A 21163-nucleotide genomic window follows, 5' to 3' on the forward strand; every position below is an offset into this window, starting at 1 on the left:
CTTCGAGTTCGGGGGAGAGCGCTGCGGTGGTCATGCATCCATCCTTCGGAGGTCGGGGCGGCAATGCCTGGGGATCCTCCGGTCATTCTCGCAGCCGAATCTCCGCGCGACGCTGTGCGCTCTGCACAGTGCGTGACGTTCGCGCCGTGCACGCCGTGCGTCTGGTGTGTGCGGTGGCTCGTTTACCGATTGCGCGAGGAACCCACCGCGGCGGAAGCGCGCACGCCACGCACGCCCCGGGCGGAGGCGACGGCGCTGCTCATGACGATCAAAGCGACGCCTGCCCACTCCATGAGCGCGAGCTGCTGCCCCAGAATCACCCAGCCGAACAGGGCGGCGCACACCGGATTGCAACTGGTGAGTACCCCGAATAGCGAAGCGGGAACCCGGCGCAGCGCGAGCAGATCGACGATGTACGGCACCGCGGAACTCAGCACCCCGCAGGCCACGGCGAGCAGGATCACCGACAGCGTCGGGGTGTGCGACGCGAACCAGATCACTGCGACCGGGGCCCAGAATAGACAGGCGACGAGACTCGCCGCGCCGCTGCCCTCGAGCCCGGGCAACACGCGGCCGATGCGTCGATTGAGCAGGATGTACATCGCCCACGCGCACCCGGCGATCAGCCCGAAGGCGATCCCGAGCGCATCGGTTGACGGCCCGGGGTGCGTCAACGCGAGCACTCCTCCTGCGGCGACGAGGGCGCACCCCAGATCGATGAGACGTCGTGTTCCGAGGAGCGCGATGGTCAGTGGCCCGAGAAATTCCAGCGTGACCGCGAGGCCGAGGCCGATGCGCTCGACCGCGCTGTACAGGGCGAGATTCATGACCGAGAACGCGAGGGCCAGGCCGAGAATCGGCAGCCACTCCGCCCTCCCGTATCGCCGCAGCCTCGGCCGGCCCGCTGGCAGCAGCACGGCGAGCGCGACGAGTTGGCGGATCGCCACGACGCCGACCGGCCCGATCACCGGGAACGCGAGCGCCCCGAGCGCACCGCCGAGCTGGCCCGAGGCGCCGCCGGCGAGCACGAGCCCGACTCCGAACGCGCGTTGGCCCGGGCGGTCGGCGAGTGATCGGGGCTGCTGCGGGATCGGAATCGCCCCCGTCGCGGGCGTCGGTTGAAAGCTCACCCGACTACGGTACTGCCCGTGGCGTGCGACTCTGTTCGGGAGTCCGGCCGCTCCCCTGTGAAGCGAAGCCGCGTGAATCGTGCAATAGTGTGCAGCGCACCTGCAGGGTGGTGCGCGGAAGGCTGGGATCGTGGTCGACATGCAGCGACTCAGGTTGCTCAGGTTGCTCAGGTTGCTCTGGGGGCTCGATGTGCGCGGCACCGTTGCCGCGGTCGCTGAGGCCCTGAGTTACAGCCCCTCGGCCATATCGCAGCCGCTTGCGCTGCTCGAGCGCGAAGCCCGAGTGCCGCTGCCGCGCCGGGTAGGCCGCACACTCGAACTGACCCCCGCCGCTCATGCGCTCGTGGCCGAAACGCATGAGCGGCTCGCGGGCCTGGAGCGCGCCGAAGCCACGCTGCACCGTACTTCGCCGGCCTCGACCGACAACCTCTGATCGCTGATTGCTGATCGCATCAGCTTTGCGGCGCCGGTACTGGGAGTCGGTGATCCGGAATTCGCGCACGTGCACCGCCGGGCCGATGCTGCCGGATACCCGGCGCTCGAGGCGGTGCGCGGTGCGCTGCGCCTCGAGCGCCGGGCTCATCAGTGGCGAATCGACGCCGCTTACTTGACCTTCGGCTGCTGCTGCGTAATGCAGTGGATACCGCCGCCACGCGCGAAGAGCGGACGGGCATCGAGACCGATGACCTCGCGGCCCGGGTATGCCTCGCGCAGGATCGCGAGTGCGCGATCATCGGCGGGGTCATCGAATGCGCATGCGAGTACCGCGCCGTTGATCACGACGTGGTTGATGTAGCTGTAGTCGACGTATCCCTCGTCGTCGCGCAGGGCCTCCGGTGCTGGGAGATCGATGATCTCGAAGCCCGCGGAAGTATCTTCGCGATAGCGGTCCGCGACCTCGCGATTCGTGCGCGCGATGATGTGGTCGGGGTGCGAGGCCGCGTCTTGGCGGTGCATGAGGAGCAGATCCGGGCTGGTGAACGCGGCGAGGATATCGGAGTGACCGCGGGTGCCGAACGTATCGTGGTCGCGACTCAGGCCGCGCGGCAGCCACAGCGCACTCGTCGCGCCGATCGTGCGCTCGAGTTCGGCCTCGACCTGCTCCTGCGACCAGCCCGGGTTGCGACCCGGATCGAGCTGCACCGTCTTCGTGATGACGACGCGCCCCGTGCCGTCGACCTGGATGCCGCCGCCCTCATTCGTCATCTCCGAGTTCACGAGCTCGGCGCCCGAGGCCTCGGCGACGATGCGGCCGATGTGCTGGTCATGATTCCACTGGGCCCATTCCTGGCCGCCCCAGCCGTTGAACACGAAGTTCACGGCACCCAGTCGGCCATCGTCGCCGATCACGAAGCTCGGGCCGATATCGCGCATCCACGCATCGTTGAGGGGGGCCACGATACGGTCGATCTGACCCGACAGGTACTGAGCGGCGATGGCTTCATCGCCGGGGTTGACAACGACCGTCACGTGCTCGTGCTCGCTCGCGGCGTTGGCGACGGCCGCCCAGGTCGTGCGCGCTTCCTCGGCTTCGGCCTCGGTGTCGCCCAGGGTGTATCCGCTCGTCGGCCAGGCCAGCCAGAGGCGTTCCTGTTCGTGTCCTTCGATCGGCATGCGCCATGCAGTCATCAGTGCTCCCTTGTCTCCGAGTTCAAACGGCGTCGATTCAGTCTACTGGTTGCGTGACCAATAAGGCGAGCGGTGCGTTATTCGTCGTCGGTCACCCCGGTCGCCCACACCGTGCGGGAGCGCGAGATGTGCTTGCGCTGCAACGCTTCAGCCGCCACTGCGTCACCCGCGACGAGCAGATCGATGAGTTCGTGATGCTCGCGTGCGGAATCGACGAGGCGCCCCTGGCGGGCCAGCGAACCGATGCCGTAGAGCCGAGTGCGGCGGCGCAGCGAGGTGGCAAGGTCGACCAGCTGATCGTTGCCGGTCAGCGTCAGAACGAGTGCGTGGAACTCGCGATCGTGACGCAGATACGACTCGAGTTCGCCGCGCTCGGCCGCACGCAGACACGCATCAGCGAGGCGGCGCATTCCGACGACCGCGGCCTCCGGAACGTGACCCACGACGAAGTGCATCGCGGGGGGTTCCAGAAGCAATCTGATTTGCGCCAGGTCATCGAGATCGTGCTCACTCATCGTGGTCACCCGGAAGCCCTTGTTCTTCAGGGTTTCGACCAAGCCCTCGCGCGCGAGATCCATCATCGCCTCGCGCACGGGGGTCGCGGAGACACCGAGCGTGACACCGAGCGCCGGTGCCGAGACAACCTCGCCCTCCGCGATCTTGCCGGTGATGATTGCTGTGCGCAGCTGTTCGAGAACGGTCTCGCGCAGACTGAGCGGGCGCGTCAGCGGGGTGAGGGACGAGTCGAGCTCGCGCTCGTGAGGGGTGATGGCCATGCGGGCTCCTTGGAGTCCAGGGCGGCGCGCCGGATGCGGCGCTGCGCGCGGAGTATCGTCCCCTCATCTTCCCATGCCGACGTGCAGAGCAGCCGAGAGATGCTCGAAATCGCGCCGCAGGTGCGTTGTGCGAGTCGGCCCCCAGAAACAGCCGGCCGGGCCGCGTCGCACCGATGAGATGCGTCGCGGCCCGGCCGGGCGGTAGGGCTGCGCCTATTCTGCGTCGAAGCTGAGCGCGCGCGAGATGAGCGCCTCCTGCTCAACCGCGTGCACCTTCGCCGAACCTGTTGACGGGGCCGCCGACGCTGCGCGCGAGACGACGCGGATGCGATCGTTCGCGAGCTTCTTCGACAGCTCGAGCGAGATGAACGGCCAGGCGCCCTGGTTCTCGGGCTCGTCTTGCACCCACACCATCTCGGCGCCCGGGTACTGCGCGAGTACGCGTCCCAGCTGCACCGCAGGAATCGGATAGAACTGCTCGACGCGCACGAGTGCCACACGCGGGTCGGGGTTCTTCTCGAGTGCGCCGCGCAGGTCGTAGTAGACCTTGCCGGCGACGAGCAGCACGCGCTCGACGCTCGACGCATCGGTGATGTTCGGATCATCGATCACGGGCTGGAACGCGCCCTCGGTGAAGTCTTCTACCGACGACGTCGCGCCGCGCAGGCGGAGCATCGATTTCGGCGTGAACACGATCAGCGGCTTGCGAGGCCGGGCGTAGGCCTGGCGACGCAGCAGGTGGAAGTAGTTCGCGGGCGTCGATGGACGCGCAACGATCATGTTGTCTTCGGCGCAGAGCTGCAGGTAGCGCTCGATGCGCGCCGACGAGTGGTCGGGCCCCTGCCCCTCGTAGCCGTGGGGGAGCAGCATCACGACGGAGGACTGCTGACCCCACTTCTGCTCGGCCGCACCGATGTACTCGTCGATCACGGCCTGGGCCGTGTTCGCGAAGTCGCCGAACTGCGCCTCCCAGAGCACGAGTGCGTCTTCGCGCTGCAGCGAGTACCCGTATTCGTAGGCGAGTGCCGCGTACTCCGAGAGCAGCGAGTCGTAGATCCAGAACCGTGCCTGCTCTTCCGAGAGGTTGAGCAGCGGGATCCACTCCTGGCCGTTCGCACGGTCGTGGAACACGGCGTGACGCTGCGCGAAGGTGCCGCGACGCGCATCCTGACCGGCGAAGCGCACCGCGGTGCCTTCCATCAGCAGCGAGCCGAGCGCGAGCAGTTCGCCGAAGCCCCAGTCGATTCCGCCCTGACGGCTCATGTCGTGACGCTTGTTGAGCAGCTGCTGGAGCTTCTGGTGCACGGTGAAGCCATCGGGCTGGTTCGCGTGGGCGTCGCCGATGCGCTCGATGACGGTGCGATCGACCGCGGTCTCGAAGTTCTGCTCGGCGCGGCCGCCGGACTCTGCCACCTCGCCGATGCCGCTGGTGTCGATCACGGGGATCGAACCGGTCTGCGCCGCGTGCGTCTCCTGGAACGCGCGCTCCAGGCGATCCTGGAAGTCCTGCTTCGCCTTGTCGTACTCTTCTTCGGTGATATCACCGCGCCCGACGAGCGCGCTGGTGTACAGGCGTCGGGTCGAACGCTTCGCCTCGATCAGGTCGGTCATCAGCGGCTGCGTCATCGACGGGTCATCGCCCTCGTTGTGCCCGCGACGGCGGTAGCAGACCAGATCGACAATCACGTCGATATGGAAGCGCTGACGGAACTCGTAGGCGAGCTTCGCGACGCGCACGACCGACTCGGGGTCGTCGCCGTTCACGTGGAAGATCGGCGCCTGCACCACCTTGCCGATGTCGGACGAGTACGTGGTCGAGCGCGAGTCGAGCGGCAGCGTGGTGAAGCCGACCTGGTTGTTGATGATGATGTGGATCGTGCCGCCCGTACGGTAGCCGCGCAGCTGCGACATCTGCATGGTCTCGTAGACCACGCCCTGGCCCGCCATTGCCGCGTCGCCGTGAATGATGATCGGGAGCGTGGTGAACGAGCCGATCGGCTTCAGATCTTGCTTCGCGCGCACGATGCCCTCGAGCACGCCGTCGACGGTCTCGAGGTGCGAGGGGTTCGCGGCGAGGTGGATCGGCACCTGAGTGCCGTTCGGCGCCGTGAACACCCCGGAGGTGCCGAGGTGGTACTTCACGTCGCCCGAGCCGGCCTTATGCGCCTGCGCGCCCTCGAACTCGCGGAAGATCTGTCCGTAGGTCTTGCCGGCGATATTCGACAGCACGTTGAGGCGGCCGCGGTGCGCCATGCCGACGTCGACGCTGTCGACCCCGTCTTCGGCGGCGTCGCTGAGCATCGCATCGAGCAGCGGGATGACGGTCTCGCCGCCCTCCAGGCTGAAGCGCTTCTGGCCGACGTACTTCGTCTGGAGGAAGGTCTCGAAGGCCTCGGCCTCGTTGAGCTTCTCGAGGATGCGCATCTGCTCGTCGTGGCTCGGCTTGGCGTACGGCACCTCGAGCTGCTCGCGCAGCCACAGGCGCTGAGCCGGATCCTGGATGTGCATGTACTCGATACCGATCTTGCGGCAGTACGAGTCGCGCAGTACACCGAGGATGTCGCGCAGCGGCATGGAGCGCTTGCCGCCGATGCCACCGGTCGGGAACTCGCGATCGAGGTCCCAGAACGTGAGCCCGTGCGATTCGATTTCGAGGTCGGGGTGCGTGCGCTGCACGTACTCGAGCGGATCGACATCGGCCATCAGGTGGCCTCGCACGCGGAACGAGTTGATCAGCTCTTGCACGCGGGCGGTCTTGTCGACCGCGCCGAACACGTCGACGTGGATGTCGGACGCCCACTGCACCGGCTTGTAGGGGATGCGCAGCGCGGCGAAGATGTCTTCGTAGAAGTCGTGCTTGCCGATGAGGCGCTCGTGCACGAGCTTCAAGAACTCGCCCGAGCCGGCACCCTGGATGACGCGATGGTCGTAGGTGCTCGTCAGAGTGATGGTCTTCGAGATACCGAGACGGTTGAGGGTCTCTTGCGAGGCGCCCTGGAACTCGGCGGGGTACTCGAGCGCACCCGCGCCGATGATGCTGCCCTGGCCCTGCATGAGGCGGGGCACCGAGTGCACGGTGCCGATGCCGCCGGGGTTGGTGAGCGAGATCGTCGTGCCCTGGAAATCGCCTGCGCCGAGCTTGTTGGCGCGTGCGCGCTTGACGAGGTCTTCGTACGCGGCGAGGAACTCGTTGAAATCGAGCGATTCTGCGCGCTTCACGGCGGGGACGAGTAGTGAGCGGGTGCCGTCTGGCTTGGGGACGTCGATGGCGATGCCCAGGCCGATGTGCGCCGGGGCGACCACTGAAGGCTTGCCGTCGACCTCGGCGTACGAGACGTTCTGGCTGGGGAAGTCCTTGAGCGTCTGGATGAGTGCCCAGCCAATGAGGTGCGTGAACGACACCTTGCCGCCGCGGCTGCGGCGCAGATGGTTGTTGATGACGATGCGGTTGTCGATCAGGAGTTTGGCCGGAATGGTGCGCACGCTGGTTGCGGTCGGCACCGTCAGGCTCTGATCCATGTTCTTGGAGAGGGTGCGGGCCATGCCCTTGAGCGCCGTGACGACATCTTCTTCGAGCGGCTCGGAGTCAGTGGCCGTGCGCGCCCGACTCGGCGCATCTGCAGGGATCGGCGCGACACGGGGGGCAGCCTTCGTGGTGCGAGCCGGCTGCGTCGGCGTCGTGATCGGGGTCGTGCTCGGTCCGGTTGCTGGAGCGGTACTCGCCTGCACCGGCGGCGCCGGCGCTGCGGGGGCGCCCGATTGTTCGGCCCCGTACTTCTCCAGGACCGGCCACCACGACCGATCGACGGCGTTCTTATCGACCTGGAACTGCTTCCAGAGTTCGTCGACCAGCCACGCGTTTGCACCGAAATCTCCTGCGGGACCAGCCTGGTTGGTGGTCTCCGTGCGCTCCGCCAAAGCGACTTCCTCTCGTTGTGCCCTGCATGCAAGATAGATGTAGTCGTGAGGTGACGGCGCCTGAGCCGCACCGGTGACAAGCCTACGCCCATCTGTTCGACGCCGAGTAAAATCTCACAGCGCGATCGGGGAGTTCAGGTGGTAATCTCGGATGGCTATGGATGTTGATTCTCGAAGACCCTCAGACCCTCCGAGTATCGGCCGCGCTGAAGCGCGGCACATCGTCTCTGCACGGAGCCATGGATGAACGACTGGCTCCTTTTGCTCATCGGAGTGATCCTCACTCTGGGTACGGGTATCTTCGTCGCGGCGGAGTTCTCCCTCGTCGCGCTCGATCGTCAAGATCTTGAGCGTCGTCGTGCCGGTGGCGAGCACGGGCTCGACCGAGTCATTCGTGGCCTGTCGCGCACCTCGACACATTTGTCGAGCGCGCAGCTCGGCATCACGCTCACGACGCTGCTGGCGGGGTACACCCTCGAGCCGGCACTGAGCAATTTCCTCGGGGGGCCGCTCGGCGCGCTGGGGGTTCCCGAGGAGTTGCGGCGTGCCATCAGCGCGCCGATCGCGGTGGCGATCGCCACCGTCTTCTCCATGATCGTGGGCGAGCTCGTCCCGAAGAACTTCGCGATCTCGCGTCCGTTGCCCACCGCGAGGTTCGTCATGCCCGCGCAGGCCGCCTTCACGACGACGCTGAAGCCCGCCGTGCTGGTGCTGAACGGCAGTGCCAACGGGATCCTGCGCTCATTGGGCATCGAACCACAGGAGGAGCTCTCGGGTGCGCGTTCCGCCCAAGAGCTGTCGTCACTCGTGCGGCACTCCGCGGAAGCCGGCCTGCTCGAGGCCGATACTGCGACTCTGCTCGATCGAACGCTACGCTTCTCAGAACTCACTGCGGGCGACGTCATGACGCCGCGTCTGAAGGTCGAGAGCCTGCAGCGCCTCGAATCGGCGAAGGCGGTGCTCGAACTGTCGGGCCGTTCCGGGTTCTCGCGATTCCCGGTCATCGATGAGGATCGCGACGACATCGTCGGGGTCGTGCATGTGAAGCAGGCCGTCGCGGTGCCGCGAGCGAAGCGCGATGAGGTTCCCGTGGCCGCGCTCATGGAAGATGCGGTTCGCGTGCCCGACACGATGCACCTCGACCAGTTGCTCGAAGAGCTGCGCGGCAGCGGCTTCCAGCTCGCGATCGTCGTCGATGAGTACGGGGGCACGGCGGGTATCGCCACGCTTGAAGATCTCGTCGAAGAGATCGTGGGCGAGGTGGCCGACGAGCACGATCGTGCGGCCGCAGGTGTCGTCGGCACCGCCGAGCAGATGAGCTTCCCCGCCGATCTGCGCCCGGATGAGGTGCGCGAGCAGACCGGCATCGAGATTCCCGAAGACGATGCCTACGACACCGCAGCCGGGTTCGTGCTGCACGCACTCGGCCGTATTCCGGTACCCGGAGACGAGGCCGAACTGCCCGGCAGCGGCACGCTGCGGGTGATGCGCATGGACGGGCGTCGCATCGCGCGGCTGCGCTTCACCAGCGCCCCGTCAGTGACAGATGCCGAAACGGAGGACCGCGCATGAGCGACTGGGTCGGAATCGTATGGCTCGTCGTGCTGCTCGGCGCGAACGCTTTCTTCGTCGGCGCCGAGTTCGCCGTGATTTCGGCACGGCGCTCGCAGATCGAACCGCGCGCCGAGGCGGGGTCGAAGCGCGCCCAGACCGCGCTCTACGCGATGGAGCATGCGACGCTGATGCTCGCGACGAGCCAGCTCGGCATCACGGTCTGCTCGCTGCTCATCTTGAATGTCTCCGAGCCGGCGATCCATCACCTGCTCGAGGGGCCGCTGCACTGGACGGGAATTCCCGCCGAAGCGGTGTCGATCGTCGCGTTCGTGCTGACGCTGCTCGGAGTGTCCTATCTCCACGTCGTCTTCGGCGAGATGGTGCCGAAGAACGCCGCCTTCTCGATGCCGGATCGCGCGGTGCTCTTGCTCGCACCGCCGCTCGTGGCGATTTCGCGACTTTTTAAGCACGTCATTGCCGCGTTGAACGCGGTCGCCAACGGGGTGCTTCGGCTCTTCGGGGTCGAGCCGAAGTCGGAGACCAACAGCACGTTCACGCTGGAAGAGGTGGCGAGTATCGTGAGTCATTCGACGCGCGAGGGCGTGCTCGAAGACCGTAGCGGTGCGCTCTCGGCCGCGTTCGAATTCACGACGAAGCGGGCGCACGATCTGCTCGTCCCCGCTGAGCGACTCGTTGTGCTGCCGGCGGGCGCCACCCCCGAAGACGTCGAAGCGGCGGTCGCACGGCACGGATTCTCGCGGTATCCGATTGCGAACGAAGCCGGAGAACTCGATGGCTACGTGCACATCAAGGATCTCGTGCGCCTCGGCGACGAGCGCATCGCTCAGCCGATCCCCGGGAAGCGCATTCGCGAGATGGAATCGATCCGCGCCGCGACGGAGTTGGAAGACGTGCTCGCCAGGCTGCAGGGTCGTGGCATTCACCTCGCACGCATTCACGACGACGCCGGCGCCGTGCTCGGCGTCGTGTTTCTCGAGGACGTCATCGAGGAGCTCGTCGGGGAGATCCACGACGCGACGCGTCGCCAGCGCTTCGCGTAACCGCTTGGCCGCGCACCGCCCGGGCGTGAGAGGGGCGGGCCGGGCGCGATTACTGCGAGACGAGCACGAGGTGCGCCGAAACCTCGTCGAACGGCAGCCCTGCGGTCGATGCCAGCAGGTTGTCGGGCACCGCGAAAGTGACGTCGAATTGTGCCTGGTCTTCGCCGAGCTCCGTCGGGGTGAGTTCGACCGACGTGTTCGGCTGGGAGACGTTGCCGACCGAGAGCGTGCCGACCGAGCTGATCGCTTCGATTTCGTCGTCTGACTGCGCCAGGAGCCGGGTGGGCTTCGTCTGCACGAACGATGCCTCGGGCATGTCCGCGAACTTCACCGTCAGTTCGGCGGCCGTGATCATTCCGTCGTTGATGACCATGTACCCGGTCGACGAGATGCGGTGCTCGAGTGCTGAGCCGAGTGCAGATGCCGCCAACGGGGCGATGAGATTGATCTCGGTGACGTCGTAGGTGCGGTCGACCGGCATGGTGAGCAGATCGGAATCCGGGGCGGCCTGCAACTCGGCTGCCTGTGCGCTGAGGTCGATGGCGGGTGCGCACCCGGTCAGGCAGAGAGGGATCGCCGCGGTGACCGTGGCCACCACTCCCAGAGCGCGCGCCGAGGTGCGCGCATGCGAGATCGTCAAGCTGCCGCTCCTCTTACCTTCGATGCCGTCACGGGCTCCACGCGAGTGGTGCCCGACCGGCGGTGCGCCGGTGTGTATGGGGAGAGCCTACGATCGGTAGGTGGGAGGCTCCCGTGTGCTCCCTGCGAGCCCGCTCAGGCGGCGAGTAGGCGACGCAGCTGTGTTCCGACGCGCTCGAATTCGATGAGGAACGCATCGTGCCCGAACGGCGAATCGATGCGGGTGGCGAGGGGTCCATCGAGACTGCCCGGGCTGTGCTGAGCGATCTCGTCTTGCCCGTCGAGGGTGAAGAGTCGATCGCTCGGGATGCCGAGTACGAGGAGGGGGAGATCAAGCGTCGAGAGTGCTGCGCGCACCCCGCCGCGTCCGCGGCCGACATCGTGCGAATTCATGGCCTGTACCAGCGTTACATAGCTGCCGGCGTCGAATCTCCGCGTGAACTTATTGCCGTGGAAGTCGAGGTACGACTCGACGGCGAAGCGTCCGCCCGCTCCGAGTGGACTCACCGCGGACTGCCAGGCGCGCCCGAATCTCGCGTCCAACTCGGTGTTGCTGCGGTAGTTGAGCAGCGCGAGGCGGCGCGCGGTCGCCAAACCGTGGTGCGGCCCCACGCCGTCGGGAGAGTCGTAGTAATTGCCGCCTCGGTAACTGGGATCGGAGCGGATCGCCTCGAGCTGCACGAGGTTCAGGCCGATCTGGTCGGCGGTGGTGACCGGGGGTGCGGCGATGACCGCGAGACGCTCGACGCGATCCTGATGCGCGATGCCCCACTCGAGTGCGTGCATGCCCCCCATCGACCCGCCGATCACGGCAGCGAAACGATCGATTCCGAGTGCATCGGCGAAGCTGCGGGTCGCGGCGACTTGATCGCGAACGGTCAAATACGGGAACCGGCCGCCCCACTCGCGGCCGGTCGGGTCCAGCGATCCCGGGCCGGTGGTGCCCTGGCATCCACCGAGCACGTTCGGGGCGATGATGCAGTAGCGGTCGGTGTCGAGCGGTCGCCCGGGGCCGACGATCTCGCCCCACCAGCCGTCGGTCGAGTGCCCTGCCGATGCCGGGCCGACGAGATGGCTGTCGCCCGTCAGCGCGTGAAAGACGAGGATCGCGTTGTCTCGACGATCGTTGAGCTCGCCGTACGTCTCGTAGGCGAAGCGCACGTGGGGCAGGTGCCCACCGGTTTCAGTGGTGAACTCGCCGATCGAGAGGAACTGGCGATCGCCGACCGGATCACCGTCGCGCCAACCGCCCGAGATCGGCGGCCGCCCCATCAGCGCGCGCAGTTGCGCGTCGGTGATGAAGTCGGTCGGAAACGAATCCTCGGGGGTCTGCCAGTCCATGACTCACCATTCTGCCCTGGCAGCACCCCGAGGCTCCGTTTGTTACGCCCGAAGCGCGCGAGCTAGGCTCGCGCCGCTGACTCGGCGACGACCTTGCGGGCCGCGGCGAACCCGCGTTCGAGGTCGGCCTTGATGTCGTCGATGTGCTCGAGGCCGACCGACAGGCGCACGAGGCCGGGGGTGACGCCGGCGGTGAGCTGCTGCTCGGGGGTCAGCTGCGAGTGCGTGGTCGAGGCCGGGTGGATGATGAGGCTGCGCACATCGCCGATGTTCGCGACGTGGCTGAAGAGCTCGACGTTTTCGACGACCGCGCGGCCGGCATCCACTCCGCCCTTGAGTTCGAACGAGAGCACGGCGCCGACACCCTTCGGTGCGTACCGGTTCGCCGCGGCGTACCAGGGGCTCGACGGCAGGCCGGAGTAGTAGACCGATGCGACGTCGTCATGCGCGTCGAGCCACTCGGCGACCTCCTGCGCATTCTGCACGTGGCGCTCGACGCGCAGCGACAGCGTTTCGATGCCCTGCAGCAGCAGCCACGCACTGTGGGGTGCGATGGACGAGCCGAGATCCCGCAGCAGTTGCACGCGAGCCTTGATGATGTAGGCGATCGCATCCCCGACGGCACCGGTGTAGCTGACGCCGTTGTACGACGGGTCGGGCTCGGTGAGACCGGGGAACTTGTCGGCGTGCTGCGACCAGGGGAAGGTGCCGCCGTCGACGATGACGCCGCCCAGAGTCGTGCCGTGCCCGCCCAAGAACTTGGTGGCCGAGTGGAGCACGATGTCGGCGCCGTGCTCGAAGGGGCGCACGAGGTAGGGGCTCGCCACGGTGTTGTCGATGATGAGCGGCAGGCTGTTCTCATGCGCGACATCGGCGACCGTGCGGATGTCGAGGATGTTCGAGCGGGGGTTCGCGATCGATTCGGCGAAGAAGAGCTTGGTGTTGGGCCGCACGGCGCGCTGCCACGCTGCAGGATCATCCTGATCCTCGACGAAGGTGACCTCGATGCCGAGCTTCGCGAGCGAGTACTTGAAAAGGTTGTAGGTGCCGCCGTAGATCGAGCTCGAGGAGACGATGTGATCGCCGGAGTTGGCGATGTTCAGCACGGCGAACGTCGATGCGGCCTGGCCGCTCGCGAGCAGGAGAGCGGCGGTGCCCCCCTCGAGCGCGGCGATGCGCTCCTCGGCGACGGCGACCGTGGGGTTCGTGATGCGCGTGTAGATCGGGCCGAGCTCGGCGAGTGCGAAGCGGTTCGCCGCCTGTGCGGTGTCGTCGAAGACGAATGACGTCGTCTGGTGAATGGGCACGGCTCGCGCCCCGGTCTCGTCGGGCTGCTGGCCGGCATGGATCTGGCGGGTTTCGAATCCCCAGGCGCTCGGGTCGGTCATGGTGACTCCTTCGAAGAGTGTGAAGCGGAAGCGGTGGATGGTGGTGCGGTGCTCTGAGCGTACGAGAGCGCCCCGTGCCCGGCAACGGGTTCGGTCGCACTGCGTAACGTACCCCCTAAGCTCGAAGCAGGCCCGCAGGTGCGGGCGCGATGACGCAGCGAGGAGGACGTGATGCAGCGACGAGTGGTGGTCACTGGGGCCAGTTCAGGGATCGGCGCGGCGACGGTGCGTCGCTTCGCGGAACTCGGCTGGGAGACCGTGGCGGTCGCGCGTCGCGCCGAGAAGCTCGAAGCACTCGCCGCTGAGACGGGCTCACACGTCGTCGTCTGCGATGTCACCGATGAGGCGCAGGTCGCCGCGCTCGCCGCAGAGGTCGCCGCGACCGGCGGCGCCACGGCGCTCGTCAACAACGCCGGAGGTGCGCTGGGGGTCGAATCGGTCGAACACGCGTCGAACGACGATTGGCGACGCATGTTCGAGGTGAACGTGATCGGACTCCGCTCCGTCACTGCAGCGCTGCTGCCGGTGCTCCGCGAGGGCGCGCGCCGCTCGGGGTGGGCCTCGATCCTGAACCTGACCTCGACCGCCGGGCTCGATGCCTATCCCGGCGGCGGCGGATACAACGCCGCCAAGTACGCGGCGCACGCCGTGACGAACGTGCTGCGCCTCGAACTCGGCGGGGAGCCGATCCGCGTGATGGAACTGGCCCCGGGCCTCGTGCATACGGAGGAGTTCACGCTCAACCGTCTGCGCGGCGATGCCGCTGCTGCGGAGCAGCCCTACGCCGACGTCACGCCGCTCACGGCGGAAGACGTCGCGCGCGTACTCGTCGGCGCGTTCGAGCAGCCGCCGCATGTCAACCAAGATCTGATCGTGCTGCGCCCCGTGGCGCAGTCGAGCGTCTTCCATACCCATCGTGGGCCGCTGACACTGAAGGCCGAATGACCGGGATGCTCACGGGCCGCGGCATCGCCGATGACTGGGCTGCGGCGCTGGCGCCGGTCGCCGGCGAACTCGCCGCGGTCGACGCATTCGTGGCGGGGGAGCGGGCGGCGGGCATCGACGTGTTACCGGCACCTGAACGGGTGCTGGCGGCGTTCGAGAGACCGATGGGCGAGGTGCGCGTGCTCATCGTGGGGCAGGATCCCTACCCGACTCCCGGCCACGCCATCGGGCTGTCATTCGCGACCGACCCGGGGGTGCGACCGCTGCCCCCGAGCCTGCGGAACATCTATCGGGAGCTCGCCGATGATCTCGGGGTCGCGCCCGCAACGCACGGAGACCTCACACCCTGGGCCGATCGAGGGGTGCTGCTGCTGAACCGGGTGCTGACCGTTGCCGCCCATGACGCCGGGTCGCATCAGCGTCGCGGCTGGGAGGCGGTGACCTCGCGCGCGATCACCGCCCTCGCGGAGCGGGGAGGGCCGCTGGTCGCGATCCTGTGGGGCAAGCCCGCGCAGACCGTCGGCGCACTGCTCGGCGACACCCCGCGCATCGAAAGCGCGCACCCGTCGCCGTTGTCGGCGTCACGGGGGTTCTTCGGCTCGCGTCCGTTCAGTCGGGCCAACGCGGCGCTCGAGGTACAGGGTGCCGCCCCGATCGACTGGAGTCTGCCGTCGATCGAGGCGACCCTGTTCTAACGGCTCAGCGCTCGGGCGTCGAAGCGATGGCGATGGGCTCGGTGCGGTCGACGAGCTGGTGCGGCCGTCGTCCGGAACCGCGCACGAAGAGCAGGTAGCACGCGGTCAGCGCGGCGACCCAGATCAGCCCCACCCAGAGAGCGGGCCGAGACTCGGGCACGATGCCGACCATCACGATCACGAACACGATGAATCCGACCGTGAGCCATGAGGCCACCGGCCACAGCGGCACGGGAAACTCGCTCGGCAGCCTGCGGTCGCGGGCGATCTCGGCCTTCATGCGGATGTGTGCGACGAGGATCACCAGCCAGACCAGCACCGTCGCGAAGGTCGCGAGCGCACCGAGCAGGAATAGCACCTGATCGGGGTAGAGATAGTTGAGCACGACGCCGACGAGCAGGCCGATCACCATGGTGATGACGGTCATGATCGGCACTCCGGTGCGCGTGGTCCGCGTGAATGAGCGCGGGGCCTGGCCCTGCTCGGCGAGCCCGTGCAGCATGCGCCCGGCGCCGAAGATATCGGCGTTCATCGCTGAGAGCGCGGCGGTGATGAGCACGACGTTGAAGACCGCTGCCGCGGCCTGGAAACCGACGGACTCGAAGATGGAGACGAACGGGCTTGTCTCGCCGGTCAGCTCAACCCAGGGCTGAATGCACATGATCACGCCGAGCGTCAGCACGTAGAAGAGCAGGATGCGCACGGGCACCGAGTTAATCGCCTTCGGCAGCACCTGCTTCGGGTTCTGCGCCTCTCCGGCGGTGACACCGATGATCTCGATGCCCCCGAAGGCGAACATCACGATCGTGAAGGAGGCGAGGAGCCCCCACACGCCGTGCGGCAGGAACCCGCCGTGATCCACGAGATTCTGCGGTCCCATCTGGTCGTGGCCGGCGGCACCGAATCCGAACAGGATGATGCCGATGCCGGCGACGATCAGGGCGATGATCGCGACGATCTTGATGAGCGCGAACCAGAATTCGAGTTCTCCGAAGACCTTGACGCCGATGAGATTGATCGCGGCGATGAAGCAGACGACCGCGAGCACCCACACCCACTGCGAGACGTCGGGGAACCAGAACCGCATGTAGACGCCGATAGCGGTGGCATCGAAGACCGCGACGAGAAACATCTCGAAGGCGAACGTCCACCCGACCAGGAACCCCGCGTACGGGTGGATGTATCGGGACGCGTATTGCCCGAACGAACCGGAGACGGGGTGGCGCACGACCATCTCACCGAGCGCGCGCATCACCATGAAGACCGCCGCGCCGCCGATCACGTAGGCCAGCAGCACGGCGGGCCCAGCGGTCTGGATCGTCCCCGACGATCCCATGAAGAGCCCGGTGCCGATGGCCGACCCGAGTGCCATGAAACGGATGTGGCGCGCCGTCAGCCCGCGCTGCAGGCCCGAGTGCGAACCCGACTCGTCGGGCGAGGGATCGGCGGTGGTAGTCGATGCGGGTGCCGGAACGGTCATGGCATCATCCTTTCGTCGTTGAACGGAGGGGAGAAATCGGGCGCGACGGCGCGCCCCGCGACGCCGGTGCGCGTCAAGAGAGGTGGCGGGCGTCAGGTGGTGCGCCCAGGCGTTGAGCTTCGGGTGGGTCCGAGCCGGGTCAGCGCCCGAGTCGATGGGCGAGGCCGGCGGCAGCCTCGAGCACGAGCAGAGCGGCGAGACGCACGGTTCGGCCGTCAGGTGCGTCTGCGGTCGCATCGACCTCGGCGATGTCGATGCCGCGGACGCGATCGTCTGCGGCGAGCAGCCGGGTCGCCGTGCGCAGCTCGTGGGCTTGGATGCCTCCGGGAATCGACGCCGGGCACCCGGGGGCCACCGAGCGGTCGCAGACATCGACATCGAGGTCGACATGGATCGGGCCGCCACCGGCGCCGGCGATCTCCAGGGCTTCGGCGACGACGTCGCGCATCGGTCGCTCGTGGAGTTCATCGCGGTGGATCACCGTGATGCCGAGCTGCTGCGCCCGTTCGCGGTAGGCCAGGGAGTTCGCGAAGTCGGCGATGCCGATCTGTACGATGCGCCGCGGGTCGAGACCCGCCTCGATGACGCGGCGCACGGGCGAGCCGTTGCTGCGCCCATCACGCAGATCGTGGTGGGCGTCGAACGTGATCAGGCCGGCTGTGCCGAGCGAGGCCCCGGCGATGCCGAGCGCAGCCGGCACGGTGAGTGCATTGTCGCCGCCGAGCGCGACGACGAGTGCGGCGCGTGCGGCGAGCGCTGCGATCATTGAGGCGGCCGACTGCTCGCCGGGCTCGGTGTCGGGGTCCGGGCAATCGCCGGCGTCGACAATGGTGAGTGCCTCGTCGAGCACGAGCTGCGACTCGGAGCCGCGACGGTGCGGGGCTCCAGAGCCGACGACATGGCCGGAGTAGCGCCGGATCGCCTCGCGGATCGCCGCAGGGGTCTCGTGCGCGTTCGAGGGCGACAGCGAAGTGCGCGATGTCGGTACGCCAATGATCGCGAGGTCGATCGGCCCCGTATCCGCCGCAGCGCTGACGGGCCAGGCGCCGGTGCGGGGCCAGAGCGGATCGTGCGACAGGGTGGCGGCCATGGGACTCCTCGGAAGATCGATCGGTTCGTGCGGGCGCTCGATTCGGTGTCGTTGCGGATCGTGGCGCCGTCGCGGGGATGCTGACCCCAGTGTGCCGTTCGGGGCACGCACCACGCATCGGCCGAGCGAAATCGCCCGTCCGGGATCCCAGATCGACCCCCTCGGCCCATTTGTCCGGAATCCCGGACACGCACCCACGCGATCCAGTGGTCGCCGGGTCGCGAGTGCGCTGAGATCGATCCATGACTGATCACGCTGCACCCGCCGTCGTTCTCGGCGCCGCCCCCCTGACCATCGCCGACGTCGTCTCGGTCGCCCGTCACGACGCGCCGGTCGAGATCGCTCCCGAGGCGATCGCCCGTGTCGATGAGAGCCGCCGCGTGATCGAGAAGCTCGCCGATGACACGCGTCCCCACTACGGCGTTTCGACCGGATTCGGGGCGCTCGCGAACGTGCAGATCCCCGTCGAGAAGCGGCAGCAGCTGCAGCGCAGCCTCATCCGCTCGCATGCGGCGGGCACCGGCGACCATGTCGAGCGCGAGGTCGTGCGCGCACTGATGCTGCTGCGTCTGAACACGCTGGCCAGCGGCCGCACGGGCGTGCGCGTCGCCGTCGTCGAGACCTACGCGGCGATCCTGAACGCCGGCATCACGCCGGTGGTTCACGAGTACGGTTCACTCGGCTGCTCCGGAGACCTCAGCCCCCTCGCGCACTGCGCCCTCACGCTCATGGGCGAGGGCGACGTCCGCACCTCCGCGGACGCCGACAGCATTCCGGTCGCCGCGGCCGACGCGCTCGCCGCAGCGGGAATCACCCCGCTCGTACTCGCAGAGAAGGAGGGGCTCGCGCTGATCAACGGCACCGACGGCATGCTCGGCATGCTCTGCCTGGCCCTCACCGATCTCGCGCAGTTGCTCACGGTTGCCGACATCGCTGCTGCTGCCTCGGTCGAAGGGCTCACCGGCACCGACGCGGTGTTCGCCGCCGACCTGCAGGCCCTCCGGCCCCACCCGGGGCAGGCGAGTGCCGCGCACAACATGCGCCGGGTACTCGACGGCTCCCATCTCGTGCAGCGCCCGCGCGACGACGAGTTCACGCGGGTGCAAGACGCCTATTCGCTGCGCTGTGCTCCGCAGGTGCACGGCGCGGCGCGCGATACCGCGGCCCACGCCGCACGCGTTGCCGGCGTCGAACTCGTCTCCGCGGTCGACAACCCGGTGGTGTTGGCCGACGGTCGCGTCGAATCGAACGGCAACTTCCACGGCGCTCCGGTCGCCTACGTGCTCGACTTCCTCGCGATCGCCGTCGCCGACGTCGCGAGCATCTCGGAGCGCCGCACCGACCGATTCCTCGATGTCGCGCGCAACCACGGCCTGCCGCCGTTCCTCGCGGCCGACGCCGGGCTCGACTCGGGCCTCATGATCGCGCAGTACACGGCGGCCGGCATCGTCTCCGAGCTCAAGCGTCTCGCCGCTCCAGCCTCCGTCGATTCGATTCCGTCATCGGCGATGCAAGAGGATCATGTCTCGATGGGGTGGGCCGCCGGGCGCAAACTGCGTCGTGCGATCGATGGGCTCGCGCGCGTGCTCAGCATCGAGCTGCTCGCGTCGACCCGTGCGCTCGACTTCCGGGCGCTCGCCGGGGGTGGCGATCCCGCGCCCGCGACCGCGGCCGTGCATGCGCTGTTCCGCACCAGCATTCCCGCGCCCGAGACCGACACGTTCCTGTCGCCGACGATCACCGCGGCCCACGGGTTCGTGGCGAGCGGCCAGGTCACGGCCGCAGTCGCCGGAGCGCTCGGCGCGCCGCTCGAGTGAGGTCGGGTACGGCGGCGGGGGATAGGCTGCGGAGATGGTGACGCCGAAGGTTCCCGCAGCCGATCACACGCTGCGCATCCTCAGGCTGCTCGCGAGCTCGCGCGGACCGCTCGCCGCGAGCATGATCGCCGGGCAGCTCGACCTGCCGCGGTCGACGGTGTACCACCTGCTCGACACGCTGCAGGAGCACGGGTTCGTCATGCACCTCCCCGAGGAGCGACGGTACGGCCTCGGCATCGCCGCGGTCGAGCTGAGCTCTGCGTACGAGCGCCAGGAGCCGCTCGCCCGCATCGGGCGCCCGTTGCTGGCCGCACTCGTCGATCGGGTGCGGCTCAGTGGCCACCTCGCCGTTCCCCACGGTCGGGATGTGCTCTACGTCGTCGAGGAGCGGGCTCCCGGGTCGCCGCCGCTCGTGACCGACGTCGACGTGCGACTGCCCATGCAGCTCACCGCGAGCGGCCGCGCCATTCTCGCGGCGCTGCCGAAGGCGCAGGTGCGCGCCCTCTTCCCCGACCGCGAGGCATTCGTGCACCGGCACGACGACCCGGACGGGATCGACCGCTATTCCCGACTCCGCAGCGTGCTCGATGCCACAACGACGCGCGGCTACGCATTGGAGGAGGGGTCGGTGACCGCCGGTCTCTCGTCGATCGGAGTGCCGGTGCTCGACCATCGGGGGTGGCCGGTGGCAGCCATCGCAGTGACCTATCCTGCAGCGGGCGTGGCGCCCGAGGTCGCGGCAGGTTTGGCGGCAGAAGTGCGTGCCGCGGCGACATCGCTGTCGACCCGCATCCACGGTCGCGCTGCGACACCGAGTGCATCGCGCACCGACCGTGCGCCGCAGCGGGCCGGTCGGTCGGAAACCATGGTGTAGACTTGGTGGCTGTACTTCGGCGAGGGGCCTTCGAGCCCGTGATCGACGCGGGACGGACTGCCTCAGCGGGCCATCTTGCTGCGTAGCTACGCAAGTGCGAGACACCAATTCCGGCGGCCAGACCGCCCTCATTGGGCGAGAGCCCGCAAGGAGATATCACTATGAGCGAGACCAACCAGCTCGTCGGCCACGCACGCGATAACTTTGGCAAGGGCGCTGCACGCAAGCTCCGCGCTGCCGGCCAGACCCCCGCAGTGGTGTACGGCCACGGCACGGAGCCGATCCACGTGTCGATCGACACCCACCCGCTGAGCCTGATCCTGCGTCAGAAGAACGCGATCATCGAGCTCGACATCGCGGGCAAGAACCAGCTCGTGCTTGTCAAGGACGTGCAGAAAGATCCGGTACGCCAGATCATCGAGCACGTCGACCTCATCGTCGTGAAGAAGGGCGAGACGGTCGACGTCGAGGTTCCCGTGCACGTCACCGGTGAGTCGTTCTCGGGCACCAACGCGCTGCAGGAGCTCAACACCCTGCACCTCAGCGTCCCCGCGACCTCCATCCCCGAGCACATCGAGGTCAGCGTCGAGGGCCTCGAAGAGGGCGCTCAGGTGCTCGCCGGTGCCATCGAACTCCCGAAGGGTGCCACCCTGCTGGGCGATCCCGAGCAGCTCATCGTGAACATCGTCGTGCCCCGCGGCGCGGCTGCTGACGACGAGGAGTCGGCTGAGGAAGCCGCAGCGGAGTAATCTCCTCTCGAATACGGGCCCGTCGGCTCGGCGATGCGTCGCCGACCGGCGGGCCGTTCGTTTCTCCGTGAATGTCG

Annotated in this window: 17 protein-coding genes; 8 read left to right on the top strand and 9 right to left on the bottom strand. The window is 67.8% G+C overall.

Annotation, left to right across the window (positions count from 1 at the left end; translation table 11 throughout):
• Window positions 1-182 precede the first annotated feature (182 nt).
• A complete protein-coding gene (locus AMS67_RS14230; protein ID WP_241488099.1) occupies window positions 183-1130 on the bottom strand; it encodes an EamA family transporter in 948 nt (315 codons plus the stop codon).
• Between the two features lie 139 nt (window positions 1131-1269).
• Here AMS67_RS14230 and AMS67_RS16960 point away from each other — a divergent pair, with 139 nt between their 5' ends.
• Window positions 1270-1563 (top strand): LysR family transcriptional regulator, encoded by a 294-nt coding sequence (locus tag AMS67_RS16960; RefSeq protein ID WP_206541781.1) that lies wholly within the window; start codon window positions 1270-1272, stop codon window positions 1561-1563.
• Window positions 1564-1733: 170 nt separating this feature from the next.
• Here AMS67_RS16960 and AMS67_RS14240 read toward each other — a convergent pair whose 3' ends face one another.
• The 3 genes from AMS67_RS14240 to AMS67_RS14250 all read right to left on the bottom strand — a co-directional run bounded on the left by AMS67_RS14240 (window position 1734) and on the right by AMS67_RS14250 (window position 7453).
• Window positions 1734-2759, bottom strand: coding sequence for an agmatine deiminase family protein (locus tag AMS67_RS14240; protein WP_053387976.1), 1026 nt, complete (start codon window positions 2757-2759; stop codon window positions 1734-1736).
• 77 nt (window positions 2760-2836) lie between these two features.
• On the bottom strand, window positions 2837-3535 hold the full coding sequence (locus tag AMS67_RS14245; RefSeq protein WP_053387977.1) for a GntR family transcriptional regulator: 699 nt from the start codon (window positions 3533-3535) through the stop codon (window positions 2837-2839).
• Window positions 3536-3748: 213 nt separating this feature from the next.
• Entirely contained in the window at window positions 3749-7453 is a 3705-nt protein-coding gene (locus AMS67_RS14250; RefSeq protein ID WP_075201427.1) for a multifunctional oxoglutarate decarboxylase/oxoglutarate dehydrogenase thiamine pyrophosphate-binding subunit/dihydrolipoyllysine-residue succinyltransferase subunit, read from the bottom strand.
• Between the two features lie 243 nt (window positions 7454-7696).
• Here AMS67_RS14250 and AMS67_RS14255 point away from each other — a divergent pair, with 243 nt between their 5' ends.
• Together AMS67_RS14255 and AMS67_RS14260 are read left to right on the top strand one after the other, a co-directional pair.
• Window positions 7697-9025 carry a hemolysin family protein gene (locus tag AMS67_RS14255; RefSeq protein WP_053387978.1) on the top strand — a complete coding sequence of 443 codons (1329 nt, stop codon included), beginning with the start codon at window positions 7697-7699 and terminating at the stop codon, window positions 9023-9025.
• Complete coding sequence (locus AMS67_RS14260; RefSeq protein ID WP_053387979.1) at window positions 9022-10068, top strand: hemolysin family protein; 1047 nt, start codon at window positions 9022-9024, stop codon at window positions 10066-10068. Before AMS67_RS14255 ends, AMS67_RS14260 begins: the two co-directional genes overlap by 4 nt.
• A gap of 49 nt (window positions 10069-10117) precedes the next feature.
• Here the strand turns inward: AMS67_RS14260 and AMS67_RS14265 are convergent, their stop codons facing one another.
• The 3 genes from AMS67_RS14265 to AMS67_RS14275 all read right to left on the bottom strand — a co-directional run bounded on the left by AMS67_RS14265 (window position 10118) and on the right by AMS67_RS14275 (window position 13436).
• On the bottom strand, window positions 10118-10708 hold the full coding sequence (locus AMS67_RS14265; protein ID WP_053387980.1) for a hypothetical protein: 591 nt from the start codon (window positions 10706-10708) through the stop codon (window positions 10118-10120).
• A gap of 134 nt (window positions 10709-10842) precedes the next feature.
• Window positions 10843-12048 (bottom strand): homoserine O-acetyltransferase MetX, encoded by a 1206-nt coding sequence (metX, locus tag AMS67_RS14270; protein WP_053387981.1) that lies wholly within the window; start codon window positions 12046-12048, stop codon window positions 10843-10845.
• Window positions 12049-12110: 62 nt separating this feature from the next.
• Window positions 12111-13436 carry a bifunctional o-acetylhomoserine/o-acetylserine sulfhydrylase gene (locus tag AMS67_RS14275; RefSeq protein WP_053387982.1) on the bottom strand — a complete coding sequence of 442 codons (1326 nt, stop codon included), beginning with the start codon at window positions 13434-13436 and terminating at the stop codon, window positions 12111-12113.
• A 171-nt stretch (window positions 13437-13607) separates the two neighbouring features.
• On the opposite strand from AMS67_RS14275, the gene AMS67_RS14280 reads away from it, so the two are divergent.
• Window positions 13608-14381, top strand: a complete 774-nt coding sequence (locus tag AMS67_RS14280) for an SDR family oxidoreductase (protein WP_193787089.1) — start codon at window positions 13608-13610, stop codon at window positions 14379-14381.
• Window positions 14378-15076 (top strand): uracil-DNA glycosylase, encoded by a 699-nt coding sequence (locus AMS67_RS14285; protein ID WP_053387983.1) that lies wholly within the window; start codon window positions 14378-14380, stop codon window positions 15074-15076. Before AMS67_RS14280 ends, AMS67_RS14285 begins: the two co-directional genes overlap by 4 nt.
• 4 nt (window positions 15077-15080) lie before the next feature.
• Here the strand turns inward: AMS67_RS14285 and AMS67_RS14290 are convergent, their stop codons facing one another.
• Together AMS67_RS14290 and AMS67_RS14295 are read right to left on the bottom strand one after the other, a co-directional pair.
• The gene (locus AMS67_RS14290) at window positions 15081-16556 is read right to left on the bottom strand and encodes an amino acid permease (RefSeq protein ID WP_053387984.1); all 1476 of its coding nucleotides are present in this window, start codon (window positions 16554-16556) and stop codon (window positions 15081-15083) included.
• A gap of 139 nt (window positions 16557-16695) precedes the next feature.
• Window positions 16696-17646, bottom strand: coding sequence for an arginase family protein (locus AMS67_RS14295; protein WP_053387985.1), 951 nt, complete (start codon window positions 17644-17646; stop codon window positions 16696-16698).
• A 242-nt stretch (window positions 17647-17888) separates the two neighbouring features.
• Between AMS67_RS14295 and hutH the strand changes: the two genes are divergently transcribed.
• The 3 genes from hutH (at window position 17889) to AMS67_RS14310 (ending at window position 21086) form a co-directional block, all read left to right on the top strand.
• Window positions 17889-19463 carry a histidine ammonia-lyase gene (gene hutH, locus AMS67_RS14300; RefSeq protein ID WP_053387986.1) on the top strand — a complete coding sequence of 525 codons (1575 nt, stop codon included), beginning with the start codon at window positions 17889-17891 and terminating at the stop codon, window positions 19461-19463.
• Between the two features lie 34 nt (window positions 19464-19497).
• Window positions 19498-20337, top strand: a complete 840-nt coding sequence (locus AMS67_RS14305; RefSeq protein ID WP_053387987.1) for an IclR family transcriptional regulator — start codon at window positions 19498-19500, stop codon at window positions 20335-20337.
• Between the two features lie 161 nt (window positions 20338-20498).
• Window positions 20499-21086, top strand: coding sequence for a 50S ribosomal protein L25/general stress protein Ctc (locus AMS67_RS14310; RefSeq protein WP_053387988.1), 588 nt, complete (start codon window positions 20499-20501; stop codon window positions 21084-21086).
• The last annotated feature ends 77 nt before the right edge of the window (window positions 21087-21163 follow it).

It is taken from the genome of Leucobacter japonicus (assembly GCF_001273855.1).
Classification (GTDB): domain Bacteria; phylum Actinomycetota; class Actinomycetes; order Actinomycetales; family Microbacteriaceae; genus Leucobacter; species Leucobacter japonicus.

What these genes read in the sequence shown, in the direction of transcription:
- metX (WP_053387981.1), bottom strand. Translation starts at nt 12,048, where the DNA reads ATGGACTGGCAGACCCCCGAGGATTCGTTTCCGACCGACTTCATCACC.
- AMS67_RS14275 (WP_053387982.1), bottom strand. Translation starts at nt 13,436, where the DNA reads ATGACCGACCCGAGCGCCTGGGGATTCGAAACCCGCCAGATCCATGCC.
- AMS67_RS14295 (WP_053387985.1), bottom strand. Translation starts at nt 17,646, where the DNA reads ATGGCCGCCACCCTGTCGCACGATCCGCTCTGGCCCCGCACCGGCGCC.
- hutH (WP_053387986.1), top strand. Translation starts at nt 17,889, where the DNA reads ATGACTGATCACGCTGCACCCGCCGTCGTTCTCGGCGCCGCCCCCCTG.
- AMS67_RS14290 (WP_053387984.1), bottom strand. Translation starts at nt 16,556, where the DNA reads ATGACCGTTCCGGCACCCGCATCGACTACCACCGCCGATCCCTCGCCC.
- AMS67_RS14305 (WP_053387987.1), top strand. Translation starts at nt 19,498, where the DNA reads ATGGTGACGCCGAAGGTTCCCGCAGCCGATCACACGCTGCGCATCCTC.
- AMS67_RS14240 (WP_053387976.1), bottom strand. Translation starts at nt 2,759, where the DNA reads ATGACTGCATGGCGCATGCCGATCGAAGGACACGAACAGGAACGCCTC.
- AMS67_RS16960 (WP_206541781.1), top strand. Translation starts at nt 1,270, where the DNA reads ATGCAGCGACTCAGGTTGCTCAGGTTGCTCAGGTTGCTCTGGGGGCTC.
- AMS67_RS14260 (WP_053387979.1), top strand. Translation starts at nt 9,022, where the DNA reads ATGAGCGACTGGGTCGGAATCGTATGGCTCGTCGTGCTGCTCGGCGCG.
- AMS67_RS14245 (WP_053387977.1), bottom strand. Translation starts at nt 3,535, where the DNA reads ATGGCCATCACCCCTCACGAGCGCGAGCTCGACTCGTCCCTCACCCCG.
- AMS67_RS14255 (WP_053387978.1), top strand. Translation starts at nt 7,697, where the DNA reads ATGAACGACTGGCTCCTTTTGCTCATCGGAGTGATCCTCACTCTGGGT.
- AMS67_RS14280 (WP_193787089.1), top strand. Translation starts at nt 13,608, where the DNA reads ATGCAGCGACGAGTGGTGGTCACTGGGGCCAGTTCAGGGATCGGCGCG.
- AMS67_RS14285 (WP_053387983.1), top strand. Translation starts at nt 14,378, where the DNA reads ATGACCGGGATGCTCACGGGCCGCGGCATCGCCGATGACTGGGCTGCG.
- AMS67_RS14310 (WP_053387988.1), top strand. Translation starts at nt 20,499, where the DNA reads ATGAGCGAGACCAACCAGCTCGTCGGCCACGCACGCGATAACTTTGGC.